This window comes from Paenibacillus sp. FSL L8-0494 (assembly GCF_038003695.1).
Lineage (GTDB): Bacteria > Bacillota > Bacilli > Paenibacillales > Paenibacillaceae > Paenibacillus_AQ > Paenibacillus_AQ odorifer.
In genome coordinates, this window is record NZ_JBBOPQ010000001.1 from 5,392,695 (window position 1) to 5,413,742 (window position 21,048).

A 21,048-nucleotide genomic window follows, 5' to 3' on the forward strand; every position below is an offset into this window, starting at 1 on the left:
CCTCCCATCCCTAGCGTATTATCGCTAGGGACGAGAGGTTATAATTCCCGTGGTACCACCCTAGTTAGCGGCGAATATACTTTATTCTGCCACTCACTTTGCACCCTTTAGCGGGGGTGAGGCGACGGCGGTTCATTCATGACATCCATTATCTCTTATGGATATCCTGTAAACTTGCACCGTTACTCCGAGGTGAGTTCACTCTGTTCCGTTAACCGACTCGCACCTTAGTGTCGGCTCTCTGCAATAACGGTATAGAATTAATACTCCTCATCATCGAACAACTATATACTGAGTCATCAGTAATATTCCCCAACATTATATACAAAACTGTTATCAATAGTCAATGATTATCCCTTTATACGGGCTTTCGTTTGATTAAAAACGCCATAAAGTGTTGAATTACGACTTTTGCAGCTGCAAAGAACGGTACAGCAAGGATAAGTCCAATCATCCCTGCCAGTTCACCACCTACCAGCAATGCGAAGATAATAAGCAGCGGATGCAAATGTAGCGTCCTGCCTACGACCTGTGGAGAAATAATATTGCTCTCCACAATTTGGCATAAAGTGTTTACCACAGCAACCAGTAGAACTAATCGAAAAGAGACGGTCGAAGCCATCACAATGGCAGGTGCAGCCCCTAGAAAAGGACCCATATACGGAACAATATTAAATACTGCCACCACACTGGCGAACAGTAAGGCATAAGGCATTCCGACGATGGCATAGCCGATATAGGCAAGCACACCTATAATGATGCAGACCAGAAATTGTCCGCGAATGTAATTGCCGAGCGCAGCATCGATATCTTTTAACAAAGTAACAATAGACTTGCGGCGTGCGCGGGGCAGACAAGAGACCACCGTCCGTTCAAATACGTCAAAATCCTTCAAAATATAGAACACCAGAAACGGCACGATAAAAGCATTGAACAGCAAGTTAATCGTTGTCCCTATATTATCGAGAAAATGCGAAATCCCTTCGGCCAGACGATTCTCCAGTTGAAAAAACCAGTTGTTCATCCCCATTTCAACCCCAGGCGGTATTAGCCTTGTATTCATATGGCTCATCAGCCCCTGGGCTTGCAGTGTGATCTCAGGCAGATGTTCATTTAATTCTTCAAGCTGCTCAATAAACATCGGGATAAGGTTGATGGCGATCACGGTAATCGCCGTTAGAAACACTGCATATATAAGTAGAACAGCTACGCTACGCGGCATCTTCCGTCCGGCCAGCATACTAACCACGGGATTCAGCACATAGGAAATAATCATAGCTGCCAGAAATGGAGCGAGGATTGCCTTTAAAAATACAAAAATCCCCTGCAGCATCGGACGAAGCAACCAAACAAAATACAAAATGATCAGGGATAGCAGCACTCCGATCATCCAGCGGAACCATTTACTTTGGGACCATTGTTCCATGAGAGTACCCTCCTGCGGTAGAGCCTGGACTAGCTTCGTAAATAAGTATATGTATGGCCGCAGCAAAATAACCATCAAACACACAAAAAAGCGTCAATAACCTTGCAACTGATTTCAGCTGAAAGGAAATTGACGCTTAAGTACATAGAGCAGTCTTGCTTACAAAGCAAGATTCATAGTTAAGACGACGCATGAATTTGCGGGAAATCCTGAGTCATATCATCCCCGGAGAACAGGTCGTCCAGCGAGCTTAGTGTGCCGTCTTCTTCAACTTGATAAACCGACATTTTTTCGCCATTTACCGTCAATTCGATGAAACAGCCCCAGCAATAAAACTGGTGGGAACCGATCTTTCCGATATCTTTGGAGTTGCAGTTTGGACACTTCATATAATACATTCCACCTATCCGTTAACAATATTAATGGCTTTTTGTAGCCGTTCTTCGCTCATCGCAGGAACCATTAATGCATTCTCACCAATGGACATCTCGTCAGAACAAGGCAGCCATTTGCGGCCTTCGATCAAATCAGTGACAAGCCCGTCACTAATTTCCAGCGCTCCTATTGTGTTTCCCAACTTTTGGTCAAAATAAACATCAGATATTCGTCCGAGTATAGTTCCAGTTGTAGTTAGCACTTTCAAATCCTTAAGTTTGTTCTTTCCAAGTAGAAAAGTACAAGGTATATGATCGGCATCTATCTTATCAATCGACTCTTTATTACGAATCATGACAGCATCCTCGCCGTAGGCCACAATATCTTCCCATGCCACAAATTTCACATGGCCACCAAAAAAAGATTTGCTTTCCAGTTCAATACCCGTAATATTCCAGTTTGAATCGAGCAAAATATCGACAATTTTGCCGATTGCGTTACCCTCTTCAACTTCATATACAGCCAAACCGATCAGATCTTGAAGTTTCATGGCTGCTCGGTCTCCTCACTTTGAGTGTAATTACGAGTTCTCAAAAAGTGAAAGCCCGAATGATCAGGATACCTACCATAGCCTAGAAGTAACTAGTCTCTGATACGCAGCCGATTCAGAATGGTTTCAACTTTTCGAGCAACGTACTCAATTTCTTCAGTAGTATTACCCAAACCCATGCTAAATCGAATCGCTGACCCTAAAATATTTTCTGGAAGCTCCATTGCTCTCAGAACATGGGATATTTCCAGTGATCCTGACGTGCAGGCTGAACCGCTTGCTGCCGCAATCCCGTCCATATCCAGGTTCATCAGCATAACATCTGTTCTAGCTCCCGGGAAGCTCAAATTCAGTATACTAGGCAAAAAATGCTCGGTATTGCCGTTAATTGAATAACTTTCCCGTCCAATCAGCGCATCCAGCTCTTCAAGTAGTCTATTGCGCAGGAGCTGCACTTTTTGTCGACGTTCTGATAGACCTGTAACTGCTATTTCAACAGCCTTGGCAAATCCAGCAGTACCTGCTAAATTTTCTGTTCCGGCTCGTCTGCCGCGCTCCTGAAGGCCACCGTGGAGTCTTGGATGCAGCGGTGCTCCACTCCGCACATAAAGGCCACCGCTCCCCCCAGGTCCATTGATTTTGTGAGCTGTAAAGCTCATGTAATCTACCGGAAGCTCCCGCAGTGTGATCGGTAAGGCACCAAGAGCTTGTACAGCATCAACATGGAACAGAATACCCCGCTCTCTGGCAAACTGGCCAATTTCCTGAATCGGCTGAACGGTTCCTACCTCATTGTTGGCATACATTACACTGATTAGCACTGTGTCTTCCTGCACCGCTGCTTCTACATCTGCAACGGATACTCGGCCTGTAGAATCCACAGGAAGATAAGTAACCTTAAAGCCTTCCTTCTCCAGCTCTTCGCAGGTATGTAGCACTGCATGATGCTCTATCGCAGAGGTGATAATATGATTGCCTTTCTGGGCAACAGCAGCGACAGCTCCATAGAGTGCTAGATTGTCACTTTCGGTTCCGCCGCCAGTGAACACCCACTCTTCCGGCGAGCAGCCTAAAAAGGCGGCGATAGTATCGCGCGCCCCATTTAATATTTTCTTGGCTGAACGTCCGAACTGATGTACACTGGACGCATTTCCATATTGTTCTGTCATTATATTCAGCATGACCTTGGCCACCTCCGGATGAACCGGGGTTGATGCGGCGTGGTCCAAATAGATGGTTTTCATCATTCATTTCTCCACTTCTAGGGTATAGGAAAACAGTTCGTTTTTAAGAACTATTAAATTATACCGCGCGAGAAGTTAGTTTTCCACAAACTAAAGAACACAATATTGTAATCAATTCCCTGCACAGGCTAAGGTAATGACAGCCAATTCTCTTCAGAGGTAACTTCTATGCCGTTTTTTCTAAGTAAAGCTGCAGTCACGCCGTTCCCAGCGATCTTCTTCCCTTTGAACTCTCCGTTATAAATCATGGTGCTGCCGCAAGAAGGACTGTTTTCCTTGAGGACTACCATCGTAGCTGAAACTTCTTGAGCTTTCTCAAGCGTAATATAAGCCCCTTTTAAATATAGTTCTGTTACATCTATGCCCGATCGGTCCACTACTTTAGCCGTTCCTGCAAGCACAGCCTCACCATCCCCGCCGACAATTTCAGCTGGCTCTCTAGGCGTAGAGAATCCCCCTAATAATTCCGGACACACAGCAATAGCTTGATTCTCATTCAAAAGCTTCTGAATTTTCTCATCCAAACAATCCGTGCCATTATATCTTACCTTCATACCAGCTAAACAAGAGCTTACCAAAATCACCTATATGCACCGCTTTCTTCATTCATTGTGCTTCGTTTATAATAAGATACAACCCTTAACAGCCGTTCAAGCTAAGAAATATTTCGAGCATAACATGCTGATTACAAGCTGTAAACAAATCCAGCCTCAAAAACGGCCGAATGGGAAGTGTATAAAATGTGCGGACGATATACGATAACCGTCACCATGGGAGAGCTGATGGTCAGATATTTTGCGAATGATTCAACCATTATCCACTATGCTCCAACATATAACGCAGCACCCATGCAGCAAATTCCGGCAGTCATTAACACAGGATCCAGCAATAAACTTGGGGAACTGCGCTGGGGTCTGGTTCCTTCATGGGCCAAAGATTCCAAAATCGGCAGTAAAATGATCAATGCCCGGGCAGAGTCACTCCTTGAGAAGCCTTCTTTCAAGCGATTAGTAAGCTCCCGCCGCTGCATCATTCCATCTGATGGCTTCTATGAATGGAAGGTTCAGGGCAATAGCAAACAACCCATGCGAATCGTGATGCGCGATGGGGGTATTTTTTCAATGGCCGGATTGTATGATATTTGGATGGACCCTGAAGGTAATAAATTAAGTACCTGCACGATTATAACGACTACCCCAAATGAACTTATGGCTGAAATCCATAACCGTATGCCAGTTATTTTGAAGCTTGAGGATGAGCCAGAATGGCTGAGCCGGGACAATCAGGACGCAACTTCGTTAATAAAGCTTCTTAAACCCTATGATCAGCATCAAATGAGAGCCTACCCGGTCTCTACTGCAGTGGGAAATGTTCGGAATAATACGAAGGAATTAATCAATGAGATATAGAAAACAATATTATTCAAATGGTAGGAATGATTGTCACCCTTTTATTGACACTAATTCTGACCTCGTTGTTAATCCATGAAAAAACATCTTAACCCTGCGGATTAACCGCAGAGTTAAGACCAGCGCCGCTCAATATGAATTCTGCGTCCCATCAATTGATGATACATCTGTAGAAATCTGTCTGCATACAGCTCAGAGGATAGGTTAGTCCGGATATGCCATTCTCCATTCATCCTGATTCTGGCCCGTAGTTCTGGATCATTCATTAAGGATAGAGCAGCAACCACAGCTTCATCCAGCTGCCCTCTAGTGTATATTTTTCCAGTGTGATTGTTAATGACGAGTCTTCGAACGCCGTCTGAATCTGTAGTAAGTACAGGACAACGGCACAACATCGCCTCAGCAACCGCGTATCCAAACCCTTCCAAAATAGAGGTAGAAAGGAGCAAACCTCCCGAATCACCAATAATACTCATATAATCTGCCATTTGCTCATGAGGAATATTGGAATACGAAATCAACCGTGAAGAAATCCCCGTCTCAGCTACAAATTGATCAAAGCTTTCTTTTTGCTCTGGATCAAACAAAGTATCATCCTGAAAAATCCATAAATAAAGTTCGGGATGGATCGCCAGCAGCCTTTGCCCGATTTGCAGAAATTCCCGCCAATTCTTATTCGTTTGAATGCGTCCTACCCAGCCGAGGATAGGGAAACTTTTCGCGGGATAATTGGTATATCCAAACTGATCGCAATCGATCGGATCATCAAAACAATATTGTGGAATGGTTGGAAATCCGCCTTTGAAAAGCGCCTGCAAATGGGTTGTTTCTGGATACAGCAGTGCATCGGTGAGCCTGTAAATGCGCTCTGTAAAATTATTAACGACCTGCTCAGCTTCATCTAAGGTGCCTAAACCCTGCACTTCAAAAACAAGCGGCCCTTTATACCCGAACCCTCGAATCCGCTCTGCTAAGTTAATATCCGTACACACTACAATTAAGTCAAAAGCTTCACGAGCAAGCATTGCCCTGATCTCGTCATCGCTATTGGTAATATGCGTTTGAATGTTACGGATATTCTGCTGTCCTTTTCCATGGTGTGTATACAGTAAATGGCACTCTACACCGCGAGCATGTAACGCTTGGCAGCGAACTCGGTTCAGGGTTTGCATACCTCCACTCGGGTTATAAAAAGTGAACAAAATCTTCATTATGATCACTCATTCGCAAATTATTTTTAGGTAAAAGAGGTCTTCAACAAATCATACAGATCTGCGCTGCGAAACAGCTCATTATAATAGTGGCCTTTGGTCGATGGGACATGTCTGTGTCGAAATCCAATCAGGCTATGATCATCCGTATAGTAATTGGAAATCGTATCCCCGCCCGTAGTTACCAAAGCTTCCAGCATGTACTCAATATCGAGCGCTCCTATAAAAACTTTTGGACCTAAAACTATCGTGAATGGAGTGGATAGTTGTTCTATAGCACTGCAAATCGCGTGTGACTCCACAGCTCCAGGCAGCCAGGCGAACGCTGTCGCAGGATGAGGTATGGTTTCCAATAGAGCCGATGGCTGACGCGTAGTTGATAAATCCAACACCCGGCATTCATAATTGCTATACGTTTGTTCGTACAGATTCTCTATCCGCGTTATTTCATCCGCACAAGCATTCACTACAGGATATAGAACGGTAATCATCGCCGGAATTCCTCTGCGAAACCGTGCCTGATGGCGGGTCAAATGATAGGCATATCTCCATCTACGATGATTTTCAACCGAATGTAATTGGGCAGATACACTAAAGGTAGAATCCACACGATAATTCACCAGTTCCACCGGTATAAAGCGAATTTCACAATGTTCAGCCAGTCTCAGCCAGTAATCATAATCCTCCACCGGTTCCATTCCATAAGCTCCAACAAGCTTCGCAATCTGTGCTTTGTACATAAAAGAAACGCCAATAAGCGAGTAATCCAGCAATCTCTCTTTAGGCTGTGACTGATAATTACGCTGAGTAGCTAATTGATGTTCGTTATGAAGAAACCTTCCCTCGTTATCGATGCTTTGAAAAGAACTGTACACGATGCCTAACTCCTGTGGACCTCTAACTAGCGCCCCCCGAAGGATTTCGAGGAAACGGGGTTCATAAACATTGTCGCTGGAAACCCAACTTAGATATTGAATACTAGGCTCACTATACAAAAGATCAAAGCCGGTATTCAGTGCATGTGCTATACCCCTGTTCTGTACGTAAGAGATAACCGTTACCCTTGGATCTTCGACAATAATGGATCTCACGAGCGGTTCCATTTCTGGTGCACCATCGATCACAACAACCAGCCGAAAATTGGTAAAAGATTGGTGTAGAACAGACTGCAGAGCTTGCCGTAAGAACTCCGGCTTTTGGGTATACACAGGCATAACTACTCCTACATCCGCCATGATTTTTTACCTCTCTCTACATTGGAGTATAAAATCAGTATATTTTGATTCCTCCCATCTGACTGTGTGAATGCCCTTAAAATACTTTATTACGCCTAAAAAAGCAGCAATCGCCCTATTTCTTTCAGCGACTGCTGCTTAATGGTCTAAATATTACTATTATACAGGTATAGAAAGGGCGGTAATCTCCGTCATTTCAGATTGAAGCACCCGCTGATCGGTAACTAGATTTCCGAACTCATCCAGCCCATAAACAGAGGTGACTACTTCTGCCAAAGGATAAGGACTACTAATTTGCACCTCGTAAGCCAGATTCCCCCCAATGAAAAACTCTCTAATATCAGAACTCTTTGCAGGAACGAAATAACCTGTGACATAAAGCGGGGTAAGAGCTGGCAAGGAATATGGAACACCGAAGACTTCGACAATCATCATTGCACTCGCATTACTTGTGTTACGAACACTGACCACTACATTACTCGCTGCAGTACCAGTTGCTCTCGTATTCGTAATAAGACCTGTTGTATAAGGCATTTTCTCACTCCTCCTCTTGGTTTCTATCAACTTATTCAACAGCTAGCTTATAGTTGTGAGGCAAGAGGAGGGGTTAACACGTGGAATAATAGCCAAATAGACAGGTATACAGTTCCTTTCCCGCTTTTTTCATAACATAGATTAAAGATGAAAAAGGAGAGGTGACAATGACCAATTTCAATTTTCAGGTCACTACAGGTTTGCCACCAAAGTTTGAACCCTATGTTGCTGTGAATCTGCTTATTCCCGGGATCATGATTGCTGTAGCTGTAGACACTACAACCGGAGTTCCATTAATAGGGATGTATCGCTCGTTAGATGGCGGTGCCAACTGGTCACAAGCTTTACTGCCTCTGCCTCCAGGATTTACAGGGGCCGAAGCACCTGCTGTTGCGTACTCCTTTCCGAATACATTTGCCATTTCTGCACATGCTTTTCCAGGCGCTTCAGACGGAACAACTATATTCTATATTTCCACCAACAATGGTACTAATTTCAGCAGCCCTGTAATTGTAAGTAGCGGGTATGGAACCTACATTAATAATGACGAAACAAATATCACAATCGATGTAGGACAATCTAGCCCATATTTAGGAAATATCTATGTTTCTTACAATCATCAGTTCAATGTAGCTAACGGAGGTAACTCGACAGCTTTTCTTAGTCGATCTCGTGATAATGGAGCCACATGGGACACTCCCATCCTGCTTTCCAGTGAAGCTAATCAGGTAGAACGTCCCGATGTGGCTGTGGATTTGATAGGCAGCGTGTATGGAGCATGGATTACGACAAATCCGGAATTCCGATTTGTGATCAGAACTTCTTTGGATGGTGGAACAACGTTTGGCGCCCCTGTTCTTGTGTCCACGATCGTACCTGTTCCCATAGTCCTGCCCGTTCCCGGCTATGCTTTTCGGGTCTTAACATTTGCGAATATTTCAACCGATCGATCAGTCGGACCCTTTACCAACCGTGTGTATACCATCTGGCAGGATTTCCGCCAAGGGTACTCTGATGTATTCATGTCCATTTCAAACGACAGGGGCATGACTTGGAGCACTCCCGTTAGTATTACCGGTGCACCCGCGGGATCTCAGAACTTTTTTCCTGCGATCGATGTCGACCCTTTGACAGGCGTAGTAAATGTGATCTATTACAGCAATCAGGTTAACGGCTTTTTGCTAGATGTATATGTTGCGCGATCCATTAACGGTGGACAGACATTTACCAACACTAGAATAACTAACGTTTCCTTCGATCCGAATGCTGGAGGTACAGGACCTGTAACCTTAATAGGGGATTATATTGATATCACTTCCGTTCCGCCTGGAGGATATATCGGCGTATGGACAGATACTAGTCCGGGAACACAGACTATTTTTGCGGGATATTCCGATGTAGTTATTACTTGATTGGGGCTGGCTGCCCACATCATAAAAAGTCTATTGCCGGGGATTAGGCGATAGGCTTTTTAGTGCAGGTAATGAAAAAGAAAATATTTTCATGAACTTGAACGCTGTTACGCTGAGCTTTCGCATCCGCATCATCGCCGATTCCCACTCTGGCAAGATCCATAGCATACTGGGCTTTGATATTACATATGTTCGATTTTTCAGTTAAAAAACCTTCTCTAATAAAGATCCAAAAGCATAGCCAAATTCATATGTATTTCTTACCAGACTCTCCATTCCCTGAACCAATAACGTGACGCCCTTAAGCATTAGAGTAAAAATAAATATCACACCAAACATTCGAAATACTCCCATTCCTTTCTCGTGCCTCCAACGATAATTCTTGCCCATTTTAAAACACCTCATTTTGAGTATTATTATGTTAACTACGTCTCATAACGAGCTCCTATGTATTTTACATCATCCGTATAAAATCTTCTTACTAGAATACTAGATTTGGAACATTATGTATACCAATGCAGAGGTCATCGGGTGATTTCTGCCTTCTCATAAGTAAATAAGCACAAATGTTCGCATATAAAGAATAATAGTGTTAAAATAAAGTTATACTATTCCTAAACTAAAGCCTAAGGAGTCTTGCCAAATGAGTCAAAGAGTTGCCTACAATGAAGTTGCACCTGAGGGTATGAAAATCATGATGGATATGGAGATGTACACCAAAAAATCTACGATTAATCGGACTACAAGAGAACTTATCAAAATCAGAGTTTCTCAAATTAACGGATGTGCTTTCTGCATAGATATGCATACATCCGAAGCTCGTAAAATGGGTGAAACCGAACAACGAATTTATTGTTTAAATGTTTGGGAGGAATGTACTTTTTATACACCTGAAGAGAAGGTTGCTCTCGAACTATCTGAGCATATTACGCTAATCCCTTCCAAAAGAGTTCCTGATGAGCTATATAAACGAGTACGTGAACAATACGATGAGAAGCAATATATTGATCTTGTACTGGTCATTAATCAAATCAACAGTTGGAACAGAATTTCTATTGCAATGGGAAATACACCCGCAGAACAATAATTACCCTCAAAGAACACCTTAGGGTGTTTTTTTTATTCTCCGCTCCGCACGTTCCACGGCTCCGTTGATATATAGATCATCACATTAACATGCCCTGCCAGTATTATCACTAGCAAGGCATTTTTTCATGCGATCGCGTTGGGTTAGTTCAATAACAATTGCTGATTTTAGTACTCTCTTTTATTTCCCTTCTTTACGTATTCCCACTCAACCTCAACATTTTTCCTAACCCTTTGCAAGAGTTGAAACAATACTTCCGTTTCTTTTTCAGATAATCCTGCTAACGCAACCAAGTCGGTATGTTCCCCTTCTCTCTTCAGAAAAGAATAGGCTTGTTTACCTTTTTCAGTTGTGAATAACCTTTTTATTTTTTTGTTGGTTTCATCGTCTTTCTTTTCAATAAAACCTTGGATTTCAAGTTTCTGAATCGCACGCGCTGCTGTTGTTCGGTCCACCTTTATCATTTCCGACAGCTTTTCTTGAATAATACCTGGATTCTCATATATCCGGACCAGATATAAATACTGCCCCTTTGTAAGCTCTAATTCCTTGAACTCTATATTACTTATGGAATCTAATGCCCTCGCTATCATTCCAACTTCACGAAGTATCTCCTTCATTCAATCACCTACCAGTTCCAATAATGTTGTATTTACAACAATATTGATTATATATATACTTATAATTGTCGTTAATTCATTATGACGTTTTTCCTAAAAAAAACAAATACAGAATGGAGTAAGCAAGAATGAATCTTAAAAGAATTACACTAATCGAGGAACTGGAAGCTGCATTTTCAATAAGAAAAAAAGTATTTGTTGAGGAACAAGGCGTACCCCTTAATGATGAATTTGATGAATTCGATACGCTGAATGGAGAATGTGAGCATGTTCTCGCCTATTATGATGGGCAACCAGTTGCCACAGGAAGGATCCGCTTTCTTGATGGATTAGGTAAGTTAGAGCGTATTTGCATCCTAGAACCTTATCGTAAATTTGGAATTGGGAAAAAAATTATTTCTGCATTAGAAGAGATCGTGGTTGAAAAGGGGCATCAAAAGGTTAAATTGCACGGGCAAACTCAGGCAGAGGGGTTCTATAAGAAACTTGGTTATCGGGCTTCATCTACTGAATTTATGGAGGATGGCATCCCTCATCTTTTAATGATTAAAGATCTTTCTGCTTCAATAGAATGAAGAAGTTTAGTGTAACTACGTTTTCCATTTTCACTTGCGGAATTTTCATCTTAACCCTAGGCGTTTCACTAACAATAATCTCCGATCTTGGAGCGTCACCTTTTGATGCACTTTTAGTCGGTCTATCCCAAAATGTCGGTCTTACAGTAGGCAGTTGGGAAGTGCTGATCGCATGCCTATTGATTGGATGTAATTCATGTTTATCCAAGCAAAGACCAGAATTATTAGGGTTGGTAACTGCATTTATAGCAGGCATTGGTATCGATATGTGGCTTTTTTTGTTAAACAATCTGATCGAGCCTAATCTGTGGATCAGTAAAATCGCCTTTTATGGTTTAGGCTTAATCGCAATTGGATTAGGTACATCCATTTATTTGTACGCAAATTTCGCACCGATTCCAGTGGACCGACTAACATTAGTACTGCAAACGATAACTAGGCTTAGTATACTATTTACTAGAACAATCATATATCTGGTTTTCTTATTTGCCGCCATTATTTTCAATGGGCCTATTGGGATTGGCACTCTACTTACCATTTGTTTAGGCGGCTTAATTCTTAATTACTTTATGCCACTTATACAGAAAGCCTTGGACCGATTGCTACAACATACAACAGCGGACTCCGCTAAAGAAATATGATATATACAGCAAACCATAATCTTATCATTGGGAGTGAATAATATGGAGATTAGAATCGATAACTTAACCGGAACCGAAATCATAGCATTGATCAGTGAACATCTGCAGAGCATGTTTGAGCAATCCCCGCCAGAGAGTGTGCATGCGTTGAATTTAGATAAATTAAAAACACCTGAAATCACCTTCTGGAGTGCCTGGGAGCAGGGCGAACTCTTAGGTTGCGGTGCTCTTAAAGACCTGGGTAGCCATCATGGTGAAATCAAATCTATGCGTACTTCTACCAAGCATCTTAGGAAGGGTATTGCATCTAAAATGCTTGCCCATATCATTAAGGAAGCTAAGCAACAAGGCTATCGGCGGCTGAGCTTAGAAACCGGATCCACTGAAGGGTTCGAAGCAGCTAGAAAATTATATGAACAATATGGATTTGAATACTGCAGTCCGTTTGCAGATTACATTGAAGACCCCTATAGTGTTTTTATGACAAAAGAATTATAAGCACTATGGAGGTCCTAACTTGACTACTAATCAATGGATACCGATTCTCGCAGCGTTCATCGGAGCCTCTTGCTGCTGGATCGCGCTCTTTAATAAGCGTAAGAACAAATAGAATCGCAGATAAAAAAAGACTCCCAAATGGGAGCCTAAACGTTGACACATTATTTTTTTGGAATATCTTTCATTCGAGGACTAAATATAGAACATGTAATTGTCAGCCAAACTCTCTTCTTTGTAGTTAATCAAATCATAAAGTGTTGTGGAATCCAGCACATCGGCAATGCTGTCACGAATACGCAACCATAAATCCCGTTTCGCTGCATCGTCCTCTTCCGTGAAGTCTACAGGAGAGATAGGGCCCTCCAGCACACGGATGATATCACCGGCAGTGATAGCGTTCGCCTCACGCGACAAAATGTATCCGCCATATGCTCCACGAATACTTTTTACAAGCCCTGCATTGCGCAGAGGAGCAATTAGTTGCTCCAGATAATGCTCGGAAAGACCATTTTTCTCAGCGATACTCTTAAGTGAAGTTGGTCCTTCACCAAATTTCAGTGCAAGCTCCATCATAATTGTTAGTCCGTAACGACCTTTGGTTGATATTTTCAAAGGGGCACCTCTTTCAGTTTAATGTCTGATTATTGTATACTATTGATTCGGCAAGTCATTTTGATTGTCATATCAAGGTATTCCGATAATTACTCTCAGTTTATGTTATCATATCCGAAGTCACAAATGAAATGGTAAACGAAACATTTTACGAGAATGTTCACCCCAGGTGGACATTTTGTTGTTTCCAGTCTCTTATTTCAGAGGTTTAGAGTAGACAGGTATGTTATAATACATTTTGAGCCGGGTGTTCCATGAATGACCGGTATTTTGGGTACAGAAATGGTGATTACGATGACAAAAGCAAAACAAGACACCCGTGTCGTCGTCGGCATGTCCGGAGGGGTCGATTCCTCCGTCACGGCGCTTCTGCTCAAGCAGCAGGGCTATGACGTCATCGGCATCTTCATGAAGAACTGGGACGATACCGACGAATTCGGAGTATGTACGGCCGAAAGCGATGCAGAGGATGTTCGCCGCGTATGCGAGCAGATTGATATTCCTTACTATACCGTTAATTTCGAGAAGGAATACTTTGATAAGGTATTTTCTTATTTTCTCGATGAATATAAGGCCGGCCGGACGCCAAATCCTGACGTCATGTGCAACCGCGAGATTAAGTTTGGAGAATTTTTGAACAAAGCTCTTCAGCTTGGTGCCGATTATGTCGCAACTGGACATTACGCACGTGTTATAGAAGAAGATGGTGTGTACAAGCTGCTCCGCGGCGTAGACAACAATAAGGATCAAACCTATTTCCTGAATGCACTGGGGCAACATCAACTCTCTAAAACAATGTTCCCTATTGGACATCTGCCGAAACCTGAAGTGCGGAGAATTGCTGAAGAAGCAGGACTTTACACTGCCAAGAAAAAAGATAGCACAGGCGTCTGCTTTATCGGCGAGCGCAACTTCCGCGAATTCCTCAGTCAATATCTCCCGGCACAAGCTGGCGATATGGTTGACATAGTAACTGGAGAGATCAAAGGCCGCCACGACGGACTTATGTATTACACGTTAGGCCAACGCCAAGGCCTTGGTATTGGTGGCTCTGGCAACGGCGAACCGTGGTTTGTAGCTGAGAAAGACCTTAGCCGCAACATTCTTTATGTAGTACAAGGAGACAAGCACCATAGCCTGTACTCTACTAGCCTGATTGCTTCCGGTGTTAACTGGATTGACGGTCAAGAGCTTGGGCAAGAGCCGCTGAAATGCATCGCCAAGTTCCGGTATCGCCAGCCAGATCAAGGCGTGACCCTTACAGCGCGTGAAGATGGAACAATAAATGTAGCCTTTGATGTTCCACAAAAAGCTATCACACCTGGTCAAGCCGTTGTCTTCTATCTCGGCGAGCAATGTCTCGGCGGCGGAACGATAGAATACGCGGAGAAGGTTGTTCCTTCAGCACAAGTGTGAATGTAAGCCAAGCTTCTATAAAAGCCTATCTACAAGTAATCGTAGTAACTCACAATATCTAACTAACATACCAAAAGCACGAAATAGTTGTATTTAATACAGCTATTTCGTGCTTTTTTATTTCTTTTTGGGTTTTAGTTGTATATTGTACAGTTAAACTGAGCTTATACCTCAATAAATACCCATATACTGATAAATAGTTGTATGAAGTGCAACTAAATTACGTTGGCGCGGCTAGGGTGTATTTTAGTTGTAAAAAATACAATTAAAATGGATATGAAGCCACATTTAGTCGCAGTCGCTAACTAGCCAATTACTAAAAAAAGCCCCAGCCAAATGGCTAGGGCTTCCCTTATTTAGACTTTAAGGCTCAAGTCCCCATGCTAGATCACCATTCAAATACAACGGCACATGATTCCATTCCGTGTACGATGTTTTGGCAGGATCATAAGAGTAGTCTCCAACCTCGTTGTAATTGCTCCAATCCGTTTTGTTGACCCGGATCTGGATATCACCCGTGTTGGCTCCCGGTGCAAGACTGCCTGCACCTGCGCCGAAGGAGATTTCTAAATAATAATCCGCTCCAGTTTTGGCAGGGTCCACCTTCACGAATGTTCCCTGTATATTACTTCCACCGATGTTAGCATAGTCAACATTAAATTGTTGAGGTTTATCGCCATCAATCGTGTAATAATACCGCAGCTTTACATCGCTAAGCGCTACAGCCGTATCCCCATTGTTAACAATTTGCAGCTGCGGGCGGAACTGATTATCTCCCGGATTGGTATCACTTGTCCGGTATTTCACCAGCAAATCTCCTTGTACCGGAATCGGCACATCAATAGGCTTGGCGTGAACCTCAAGCGAATTTGGGCTCTCTCCAACCACGTTGGAAGCACTAACTACGTAGTAGTAATCCGTACCGTTAACCACTGAAGCGTCATTGTAAGTCGCCTGAGTGACAACAGCCACATCGCTGTAAGGGCCACCAGTTGTCGCAGCTCTTTTCACAGTGTAGCTAGTAGCTCCAGTTACGTTGTTCCAACTAAGATCTACAACTTTGTTACCAGCGACCACACTTGGTTTGGAAGGTGCTTTTGGAGCTACTGGCTCAGTAGGCACACTGCTGTTGATCAGTCGATCGTATTCAGCATAAGCAGTTGCCATATCTACTTGCGACCAGAAGCGATGGTAGGTAAATTCAGGGGCTCCATTGTCCCAAGTTTTAGTCACTTTATTAAAAGAAGTATTGTATTTGTCCAGCAAATATTGCCACTTGGAGTCATTCACGATATTTGGACGGATATCGGTATAGCTTGCGTATACCCCGTTTCCGCCTTTAGCTGGATCGGAAGGCACTGTAGATGAACCAGGGATCGTATTTCCTTGGCCGAATGTACCTGTCCAACCGCTTGGGAAATAGACTTCTTTAGTGAAATAGCGAGAATAATCTCCACGGCTTTCGGTAGTTGCAATACCAACTCCATCGTTATAACCCCATGCCGTGTCTAACAAAGATTTAGCCAGTACCTGAGCCTCTCCTCCCAGAGTACTGTAGCTGCCATGTTCAGCTTTGGTGCCAGCCGCATAGAAGGTAAGTGCCTTAATATAGCTGCCCAGTACACCTGTATCTTGGCTTGGACTCTTAGTTACGGCTTTCAGGTTACTGTTTGCTGCAGAACCACTGAAGCCATTCCACGTATTAGGTTGTCCTGTCCATTCCACATTACCTGGAATCCAGAACTCTCCTGGTGCAGAGACTGTTGCCACTTGTGGGTTGTCTCCTCCAAGAATTCGATTACCTTGACTGTTCAGGTAGTAACCTTCAGCATCCGTAACTGGACGTTTGTTGGCAAAGGCATAATCTTTAGACCAATCTACCCAATTTTCTATAACTTGTTTTGCCATTTGAAAGTTTTCAGATGTAGTGTCTCCGTTAGAAGCAAGGATATAGTACAGCTCTGCTACCCGCTCCACACTCCATGCCTGCATCCCGAACCAGTTATTGGATGGAGGATCGTGGTAGACTGGAGCTTCGTCATATGCCATGCCATAAAAAGTACTGGTTCCGGCTGGATAAGCCTTGTAGGCGCCTTGATAACTATTGGTCGCTCCTCCGGCAATTGCCCCTTCAGAGGACTGCAGCCAAGTATAGAATTCCAATTGACGTTTCAGAGAATTTTCCCAATCCTGTCCAGCTGTAGCTGATGACGGGATCAGACCACCATCCGAATCAGAAAGTGCGTAGGCAGCCACGACATTCTGATACCCTTGGTGGGCATGGCTCGCCCCGATTCTCCAAGCCCAGTTTCCTGTAGCTCCAAGTCCACCGCCCCATGCGGTATACCAAGCCAGAAGATATTGATTGGAATCTTTGCCAGTCCCGGCATCAGGTGTGCCGTCAGTAGCTGCACTTCCTACTTTTTGGAAGTATTTATCATACATACCGTACCGCAGGAAATCGCCCATTTTCTTAGCTTTATTCAAATACACTGTATTGTTGTAGCCGAGCTCTTTAGCCCAGTACATTGCTTGTACTGCCCGTGCATCGGCATCTGTAGCATTCGTGTAACGCCATTGAGCGGAAGGCACGTTAGCTTCTTTTGTGAACAGGCTCATGAAGCCTTCGTTTGCTTTTCCGAACGTTTTGTCATCTTGAGACGGGTGAGGGACCGCCTCCCAAACGGACTCTTGTTCACCCCGTTGGAATGTATTCACATAAGCGGCTGTATGCGTAGGATTCAGCAAGTTGCCGAAGCCGTACCAGTTGTCCACGTCTACCAGCCAGTGCATCAAGTAGGTCTGGTTGTTGCCATACGTCGCCTTCAATTCAGCATCTAGCGGATCTTTACCTGCTGCATACTGGCCACCTAGCTGACTTGGATACTGATCCGGCTGAGCATGCTCCGCTGCATACGTAGCCGGGCTGTTCGGATTGTAATAACTCATGGTTGGCTGCTCTTCCTTGCCATCACCTTCGTTAATAGGGATGATATACTTCTCCATGTTGTCCCAAGCTGATTCCAGCTTAGTCCAGTCCCCTGTGTGATAACCATAGAGTACCTCAAGCCACATCCAATAACTGTAAGCTTCTGAGGTCGTCATATGTCCGTAATCAGGGGCTTCACTCATCAAGGTCTCTACCGCATGATAAGGTACTCCTTCAGCAGAGAAATAACCATTTGCGGGGTCTTTTAGCTGCGCATATAATTGCAGAAATCGCGTCTGCTCCGTAGTAGAAGCGTGAGCAGTCTGAGGTCTAAAATTAAATAGACCGGTCATGAGTGAGAGAAACAGGACTGCGGCCATCATTACAGAAACAGGCTTCTTTATTAAGCTCAATTTCATCATCTTAGGCAAGCTCCCTCTCTTGGATATATTTATGGTTCTAAGCCCCATACAAGTGTTTCACCTTCATAAAGTGTAACTTTATTCCAATCGGCAAATGTCTGCTGAACCGCGCTGTAGGAATAATCATCCGTTTCATTGTAAGCCGTCCAGTCCGTCTTATTGGTGCGAGCCTGAATCTCGCCGCTATCTCCACCAGGCGCTACGCTTCCAGCCCCTGCACCAAAAGAAATCTCCAGATAATAATCCGCGCCCGTACTGGCGGGATTCAGCTTAACAAAACTGCCGCTTAAATTACCACTGCCCACTACAGCATAATCACAATGAAACTGTTGTGGTTTATCCCCATCCACAGTGAAATAATAACGCAGCTTCAAGCCGCTAAGTGCCACAGACTCGGTTCCTGTATTCATAATTCGGAACTGAGGGCGCAGCTGTCCATCACTGGCATTCGTATCATTCGTACGATATTGCACCTTCAAATTCCCCGTTGTGGGCTGTGTTGTTTCTTGGGGTTTGGCACTAACCTGTATAGATGGCAAGCTCTCCCCTACACTATTCGTGGCAGTGATCACATAATAATAAGTGGTTCCGTTCACCCGTCCACTATCCATGTAATCCGTTCCCATGACATTCTCAAGCACCGTATACGGGCCTCCACTCACTTCACTGCGTTTAACGGTATATTCACTAACCCCGCTAATGGCATTCCAAGTCAAATGGACAGTCCCATTACCTGCTACTGCCTGAACATTAGTCGGACGTGCAGGGACTTGAGGTTCTCCAGGTTGTCCACCACCCGCTGGAAGTTCTCCATACATGTGCACACCTGCATCAAACACCGGAATGTTCGCTGTTTTAACAGGAGTTGCTCCTTGAGCTGCCACACCTTGGAATGAAAAATCATTAGCATTATTCCAGAAGTTAGTGTTCAGCGGGGCTGCAATTCGGAATTGAATCTCCTTACGATGAGCAGATTGTCCACCCGGATAAATTAAAGTACCTGTAAAATCAACCTTAGTATAGTAGATATGGTTAGCTGCATCGTAAGGCTGAAGTGCAGACACCGTTCCACCCTGATTGTAGCCTCCCGCCGTAACCGTAATATCCTCAGGAGCATAACCAGCCGCTATCGCTTCACTAAGATCCACATAGTAGTTAAAAGACATCTCTTTACTGGCCCGTGCCGGCCAGCCCGTACGGTTATTCAGCAATGCTCGAATCTCTACGAAGTTGCTGCCACTAGCATTCACAGAGGCTTCGACAAACATCTCATCTTCACGTGTCTCTGCAGGTGGAAATTGTGCAAGCGGCTGTTGCCCTTGTCCATGCAGCAGCACCATTTTTGCAATAGCTCCTGTAAAAGCTGCATTGTAATCGGTTGCAACTTCATTCGAGACATAATCGTTAATGGAGTCGGTGTAGCTGTCTGTTTTGGACGGGCCTCCAACTAGCGCTCCGTACAAGACATGGCGATGATTTACCGGAACGGTCTGACTATCATTCCATGATCCATGTGAGGTTCGATGATGGGGATGCTGAGGAGAATTATTACCATAACCGATAACATAACTGCTGTTTCGTGGATTGTCGCCAAGCATATACGTAATTTGTCTCTCCGCGAAAGAACGCGCCGTATCTTTCTTCACCGGATCGCTCACCCAGTCCGAGTAAACGAAGGCCATAAAAGCCTGATTGGCTGCATAACGCAATGCGCCCCATTGATCCAGATGGGCTAGTCCGCCAGGTGTATAGGCAACACGGTCACTTGTTCCACCCACTCCAGTCGTCCAATACTGCATATTCCGTTCAGTGGATTGAATGAACTTGGTCTGCCCGATGATTCGTGCCAACAGTAATTGAGCGCCATAATGCTTGTCGTCCCAAGACTGCGTCCACTGATAACCCCAGTTTCCAGCCTGATTCGTTCCCCATTGATCACTTGCTGCAATAGCCTTATTGAGATACTGCTGATCGTTAGTCGCCAAATACAACCAGACAGCCCCCCAGCTCAATTCATCCGCATAACCGCTCCAAGAATTATAATATTGTTTGGCATCGGTAATGCTGTCGGAATAGGAGCCGCGGTAAGTGTCAGCAAAATTGTAAAGCTGTTTAGCATGCAGCAGCAGCTTGTCCGCATATACGGCATCCGTATCCCTGAAAATAATGGATGCTGAAGCTAACGCTGCAGCTGTTTCTGCGGCAAGATCTGATCCGGGATGAGTGGCATCAATTTTGTAGGAAGGTCTCTGCATCTGCATGACTTCTGCGGGTCCCCACCAATTATGATCGGTTGTTCCGTTACCAACTTGTCCCCACAGCTCGTTAGGAGCGGTATGAGCTTTTACAAAATAATCGGTTGCCCAGCGAATATTGTCTAATATTTCCTCAAGCTGCCCAGACCCCTCATATCCTTGCTTGTACTCATAAACCGACCACGCCAGCATCGTCGTAGAATAAGCCATAGGCAGACCGAATTTAACGTGATCACCGGCATCATACCAACCACCAGTCAGATCATGTCCCACATCCGCCCCGTCCAAAAGACCGGAATCGCCCCGCCATTCCACCCGATTGTTATCTGGCAATTCACCAGACCGCTGGGTTTCGTAGAAATAAATAGATTTTTGAAGAACCTCCGCATAGTTGTAGTCTCCGGCCGCCGCCTCTGCTATCGCCGGTTGAAATGCAGCATTTGAACAAAATGTAAGCGTAAACAACAAACTGAACACCAGTCCTTGTTTCCTATACCTCTTGATCATTTCTACTGCCCCTCTCTTCAGTGAATGCCACAAGAAAGATTACACCTCAGTCCCGTAACACCTCCCTCACTTGAATCAGGTACCCGTCAT

General features: G+C 44.1%; 20 protein-coding genes and 1 other annotated feature. Of the genes, 7 read left to right on the plus strand and 13 right to left on the minus strand.

Features of this window, described 5'->3' with window-relative positions:
* Positions 1 to 23: 23 nt before the first annotated feature.
* Positions 24 to 286, minus strand: a binding site (T-box leader).
* A 72-nt stretch (positions 287 to 358) separates the two neighbouring features.
* The 5 genes from NYE35_RS24465 to NYE35_RS24485 all read right to left on the minus strand — a co-directional run bounded on the left by NYE35_RS24465 (position 359) and on the right by NYE35_RS24485 (position 4,179).
* Positions 359 to 1,426, minus strand: coding sequence for an AI-2E family transporter (locus tag NYE35_RS24465; RefSeq protein WP_036677553.1), 1,068 nt, complete (start codon positions 1,424 to 1,426; stop codon positions 359 to 361).
* A 179-nt stretch (positions 1,427 to 1,605) separates the two neighbouring features.
* Positions 1,606 to 1,815 (minus strand): hypothetical protein, encoded by a 210-nt coding sequence (locus NYE35_RS24470; protein ID WP_036677557.1) that lies wholly within the window; start codon positions 1,813 to 1,815, stop codon positions 1,606 to 1,608.
* Positions 1,816 to 1,829: 14 nt separating this feature from the next.
* Complete coding sequence (locus tag NYE35_RS24475) at positions 1,830 to 2,351, minus strand: PRC-barrel domain-containing protein (RefSeq protein WP_038572961.1); 522 nt, start codon at positions 2,349 to 2,351, stop codon at positions 1,830 to 1,832.
* 92 nt (positions 2,352 to 2,443) lie between these two features.
* Positions 2,444 to 3,595, minus strand: a complete 1,152-nt coding sequence (locus NYE35_RS24480; RefSeq protein WP_341122506.1) for a cysteine desulfurase family protein — start codon at positions 3,593 to 3,595, stop codon at positions 2,444 to 2,446.
* A gap of 128 nt (positions 3,596 to 3,723) precedes the next feature.
* Positions 3,724 to 4,179: a DUF523 domain-containing protein gene (locus NYE35_RS24485; protein WP_036677566.1), complete on the minus strand. Its 456-nt coding sequence runs from the start codon at positions 4,177 to 4,179 to the stop codon at positions 3,724 to 3,726.
* Positions 4,180 to 4,335: 156 nt separating this feature from the next.
* Between NYE35_RS24485 and NYE35_RS24490 the strand changes: the two genes are divergently transcribed.
* Positions 4,336 to 5,004, plus strand: coding sequence for an SOS response-associated peptidase (locus NYE35_RS24490; RefSeq protein ID WP_341122175.1), 669 nt, complete (start codon positions 4,336 to 4,338; stop codon positions 5,002 to 5,004).
* Between the two features lie 113 nt (positions 5,005 to 5,117).
* Here NYE35_RS24490 and NYE35_RS24495 read toward each other — a convergent pair whose 3' ends face one another.
* The 3 genes from NYE35_RS24495 to NYE35_RS24505 form a co-directional block, all read right to left on the minus strand.
* On the minus strand, positions 5,118 to 6,215 hold the full coding sequence (locus NYE35_RS24495) for a glycosyltransferase family 4 protein (protein ID WP_036677572.1): 1,098 nt from the start codon (positions 6,213 to 6,215) through the stop codon (positions 5,118 to 5,120).
* A 26-nt stretch (positions 6,216 to 6,241) separates the two neighbouring features.
* Positions 6,242 to 7,450, minus strand: coding sequence for a glycosyltransferase family 2 protein (locus NYE35_RS24500; RefSeq protein ID WP_076105882.1), 1,209 nt, complete (start codon positions 7,448 to 7,450; stop codon positions 6,242 to 6,244).
* A 159-nt stretch (positions 7,451 to 7,609) separates the two neighbouring features.
* On the minus strand, positions 7,610 to 7,984 hold the full coding sequence (locus tag NYE35_RS24505) for a hypothetical protein (protein ID WP_036677578.1): 375 nt from the start codon (positions 7,982 to 7,984) through the stop codon (positions 7,610 to 7,612).
* 167 nt (positions 7,985 to 8,151) lie between these two features.
* Between NYE35_RS24505 and NYE35_RS24510 the strand changes: the two genes are divergently transcribed.
* The gene (locus NYE35_RS24510; protein ID WP_051490984.1) at positions 8,152 to 9,396 is read left to right on the plus strand and encodes a sialidase family protein; all 1,245 of its coding nucleotides are present in this window, start codon (positions 8,152 to 8,154) and stop codon (positions 9,394 to 9,396) included.
* 204 nt (positions 9,397 to 9,600) lie between these two features.
* On the opposite strand, the gene NYE35_RS24515 is transcribed toward NYE35_RS24510, so the two are convergent.
* On the minus strand, positions 9,601 to 9,750 hold the full coding sequence (locus tag NYE35_RS24515; RefSeq protein WP_155288181.1) for a hypothetical protein: 150 nt from the start codon (positions 9,748 to 9,750) through the stop codon (positions 9,601 to 9,603).
* A gap of 289 nt (positions 9,751 to 10,039) precedes the next feature.
* On the opposite strand from NYE35_RS24515, the gene NYE35_RS24520 reads away from it, so the two are divergent.
* Positions 10,040 to 10,483, plus strand: coding sequence for a carboxymuconolactone decarboxylase family protein (locus NYE35_RS24520; RefSeq protein WP_036677583.1), 444 nt, complete (start codon positions 10,040 to 10,042; stop codon positions 10,481 to 10,483).
* Between the two features lie 167 nt (positions 10,484 to 10,650).
* On the opposite strand, the gene NYE35_RS24525 is transcribed toward NYE35_RS24520, so the two are convergent.
* Entirely contained in the window at positions 10,651 to 11,103 is a 453-nt protein-coding gene (locus NYE35_RS24525) for a MarR family winged helix-turn-helix transcriptional regulator (protein WP_036677586.1), read from the minus strand.
* Positions 11,104 to 11,231: 128 nt separating this feature from the next.
* Between NYE35_RS24525 and NYE35_RS24530 the strand changes: the two genes are divergently transcribed.
* Genes NYE35_RS24530 through NYE35_RS24540 form a run of 3 tightly spaced genes read left to right on the plus strand, consistent with a single transcriptional unit; the run spans position 11,232 to position 12,817 of the window.
* A complete protein-coding gene (locus NYE35_RS24530) occupies positions 11,232 to 11,678 on the plus strand; it encodes a GNAT family N-acetyltransferase (protein WP_038572966.1) in 447 nt (148 codons plus the stop codon).
* Positions 11,675 to 12,319: a YczE/YyaS/YitT family protein gene (locus tag NYE35_RS24535; protein WP_036677593.1), complete on the plus strand. Its 645-nt coding sequence runs from the start codon at positions 11,675 to 11,677 to the stop codon at positions 12,317 to 12,319. The genes NYE35_RS24530 and NYE35_RS24535 overlap by 4 nt, the downstream gene beginning before the upstream one ends.
* Before the next feature lie 42 nt (positions 12,320 to 12,361).
* Positions 12,362 to 12,817, plus strand: coding sequence for a GNAT family N-acetyltransferase (locus NYE35_RS24540; protein WP_036677596.1), 456 nt, complete (start codon positions 12,362 to 12,364; stop codon positions 12,815 to 12,817).
* A 192-nt stretch (positions 12,818 to 13,009) separates the two neighbouring features.
* On the opposite strand, the gene cymR is transcribed toward NYE35_RS24540, so the two are convergent.
* Positions 13,010 to 13,429, minus strand: coding sequence for a cysteine metabolism transcriptional regulator CymR (cymR, locus tag NYE35_RS24545; protein ID WP_036677599.1), 420 nt, complete (start codon positions 13,427 to 13,429; stop codon positions 13,010 to 13,012).
* Between the two features lie 294 nt (positions 13,430 to 13,723).
* Between cymR and mnmA the strand changes: the two genes are divergently transcribed.
* Positions 13,724 to 14,845, plus strand: coding sequence for a tRNA 2-thiouridine(34) synthase MnmA (mnmA, locus tag NYE35_RS24550; RefSeq protein ID WP_341122507.1), 1,122 nt, complete (start codon positions 13,724 to 13,726; stop codon positions 14,843 to 14,845).
* A 363-nt stretch (positions 14,846 to 15,208) separates the two neighbouring features.
* Here mnmA and NYE35_RS24555 read toward each other — a convergent pair whose 3' ends face one another.
* Together NYE35_RS24555 and NYE35_RS24560 are read right to left on the minus strand one after the other, a co-directional pair.
* Entirely contained in the window at positions 15,209 to 18,193 is a 2,985-nt protein-coding gene (locus NYE35_RS24555; RefSeq protein WP_081384419.1) for a glycoside hydrolase family 48 protein, read from the minus strand.
* Between the two features lie 32 nt (positions 18,194 to 18,225).
* Complete coding sequence (locus NYE35_RS24560) at positions 18,226 to 20,958, minus strand: glycoside hydrolase family 9 protein (RefSeq protein WP_076272398.1); 2,733 nt, start codon at positions 20,956 to 20,958, stop codon at positions 18,226 to 18,228.
* Positions 20,959 to 21,048 lie beyond the last annotated feature (90 nt).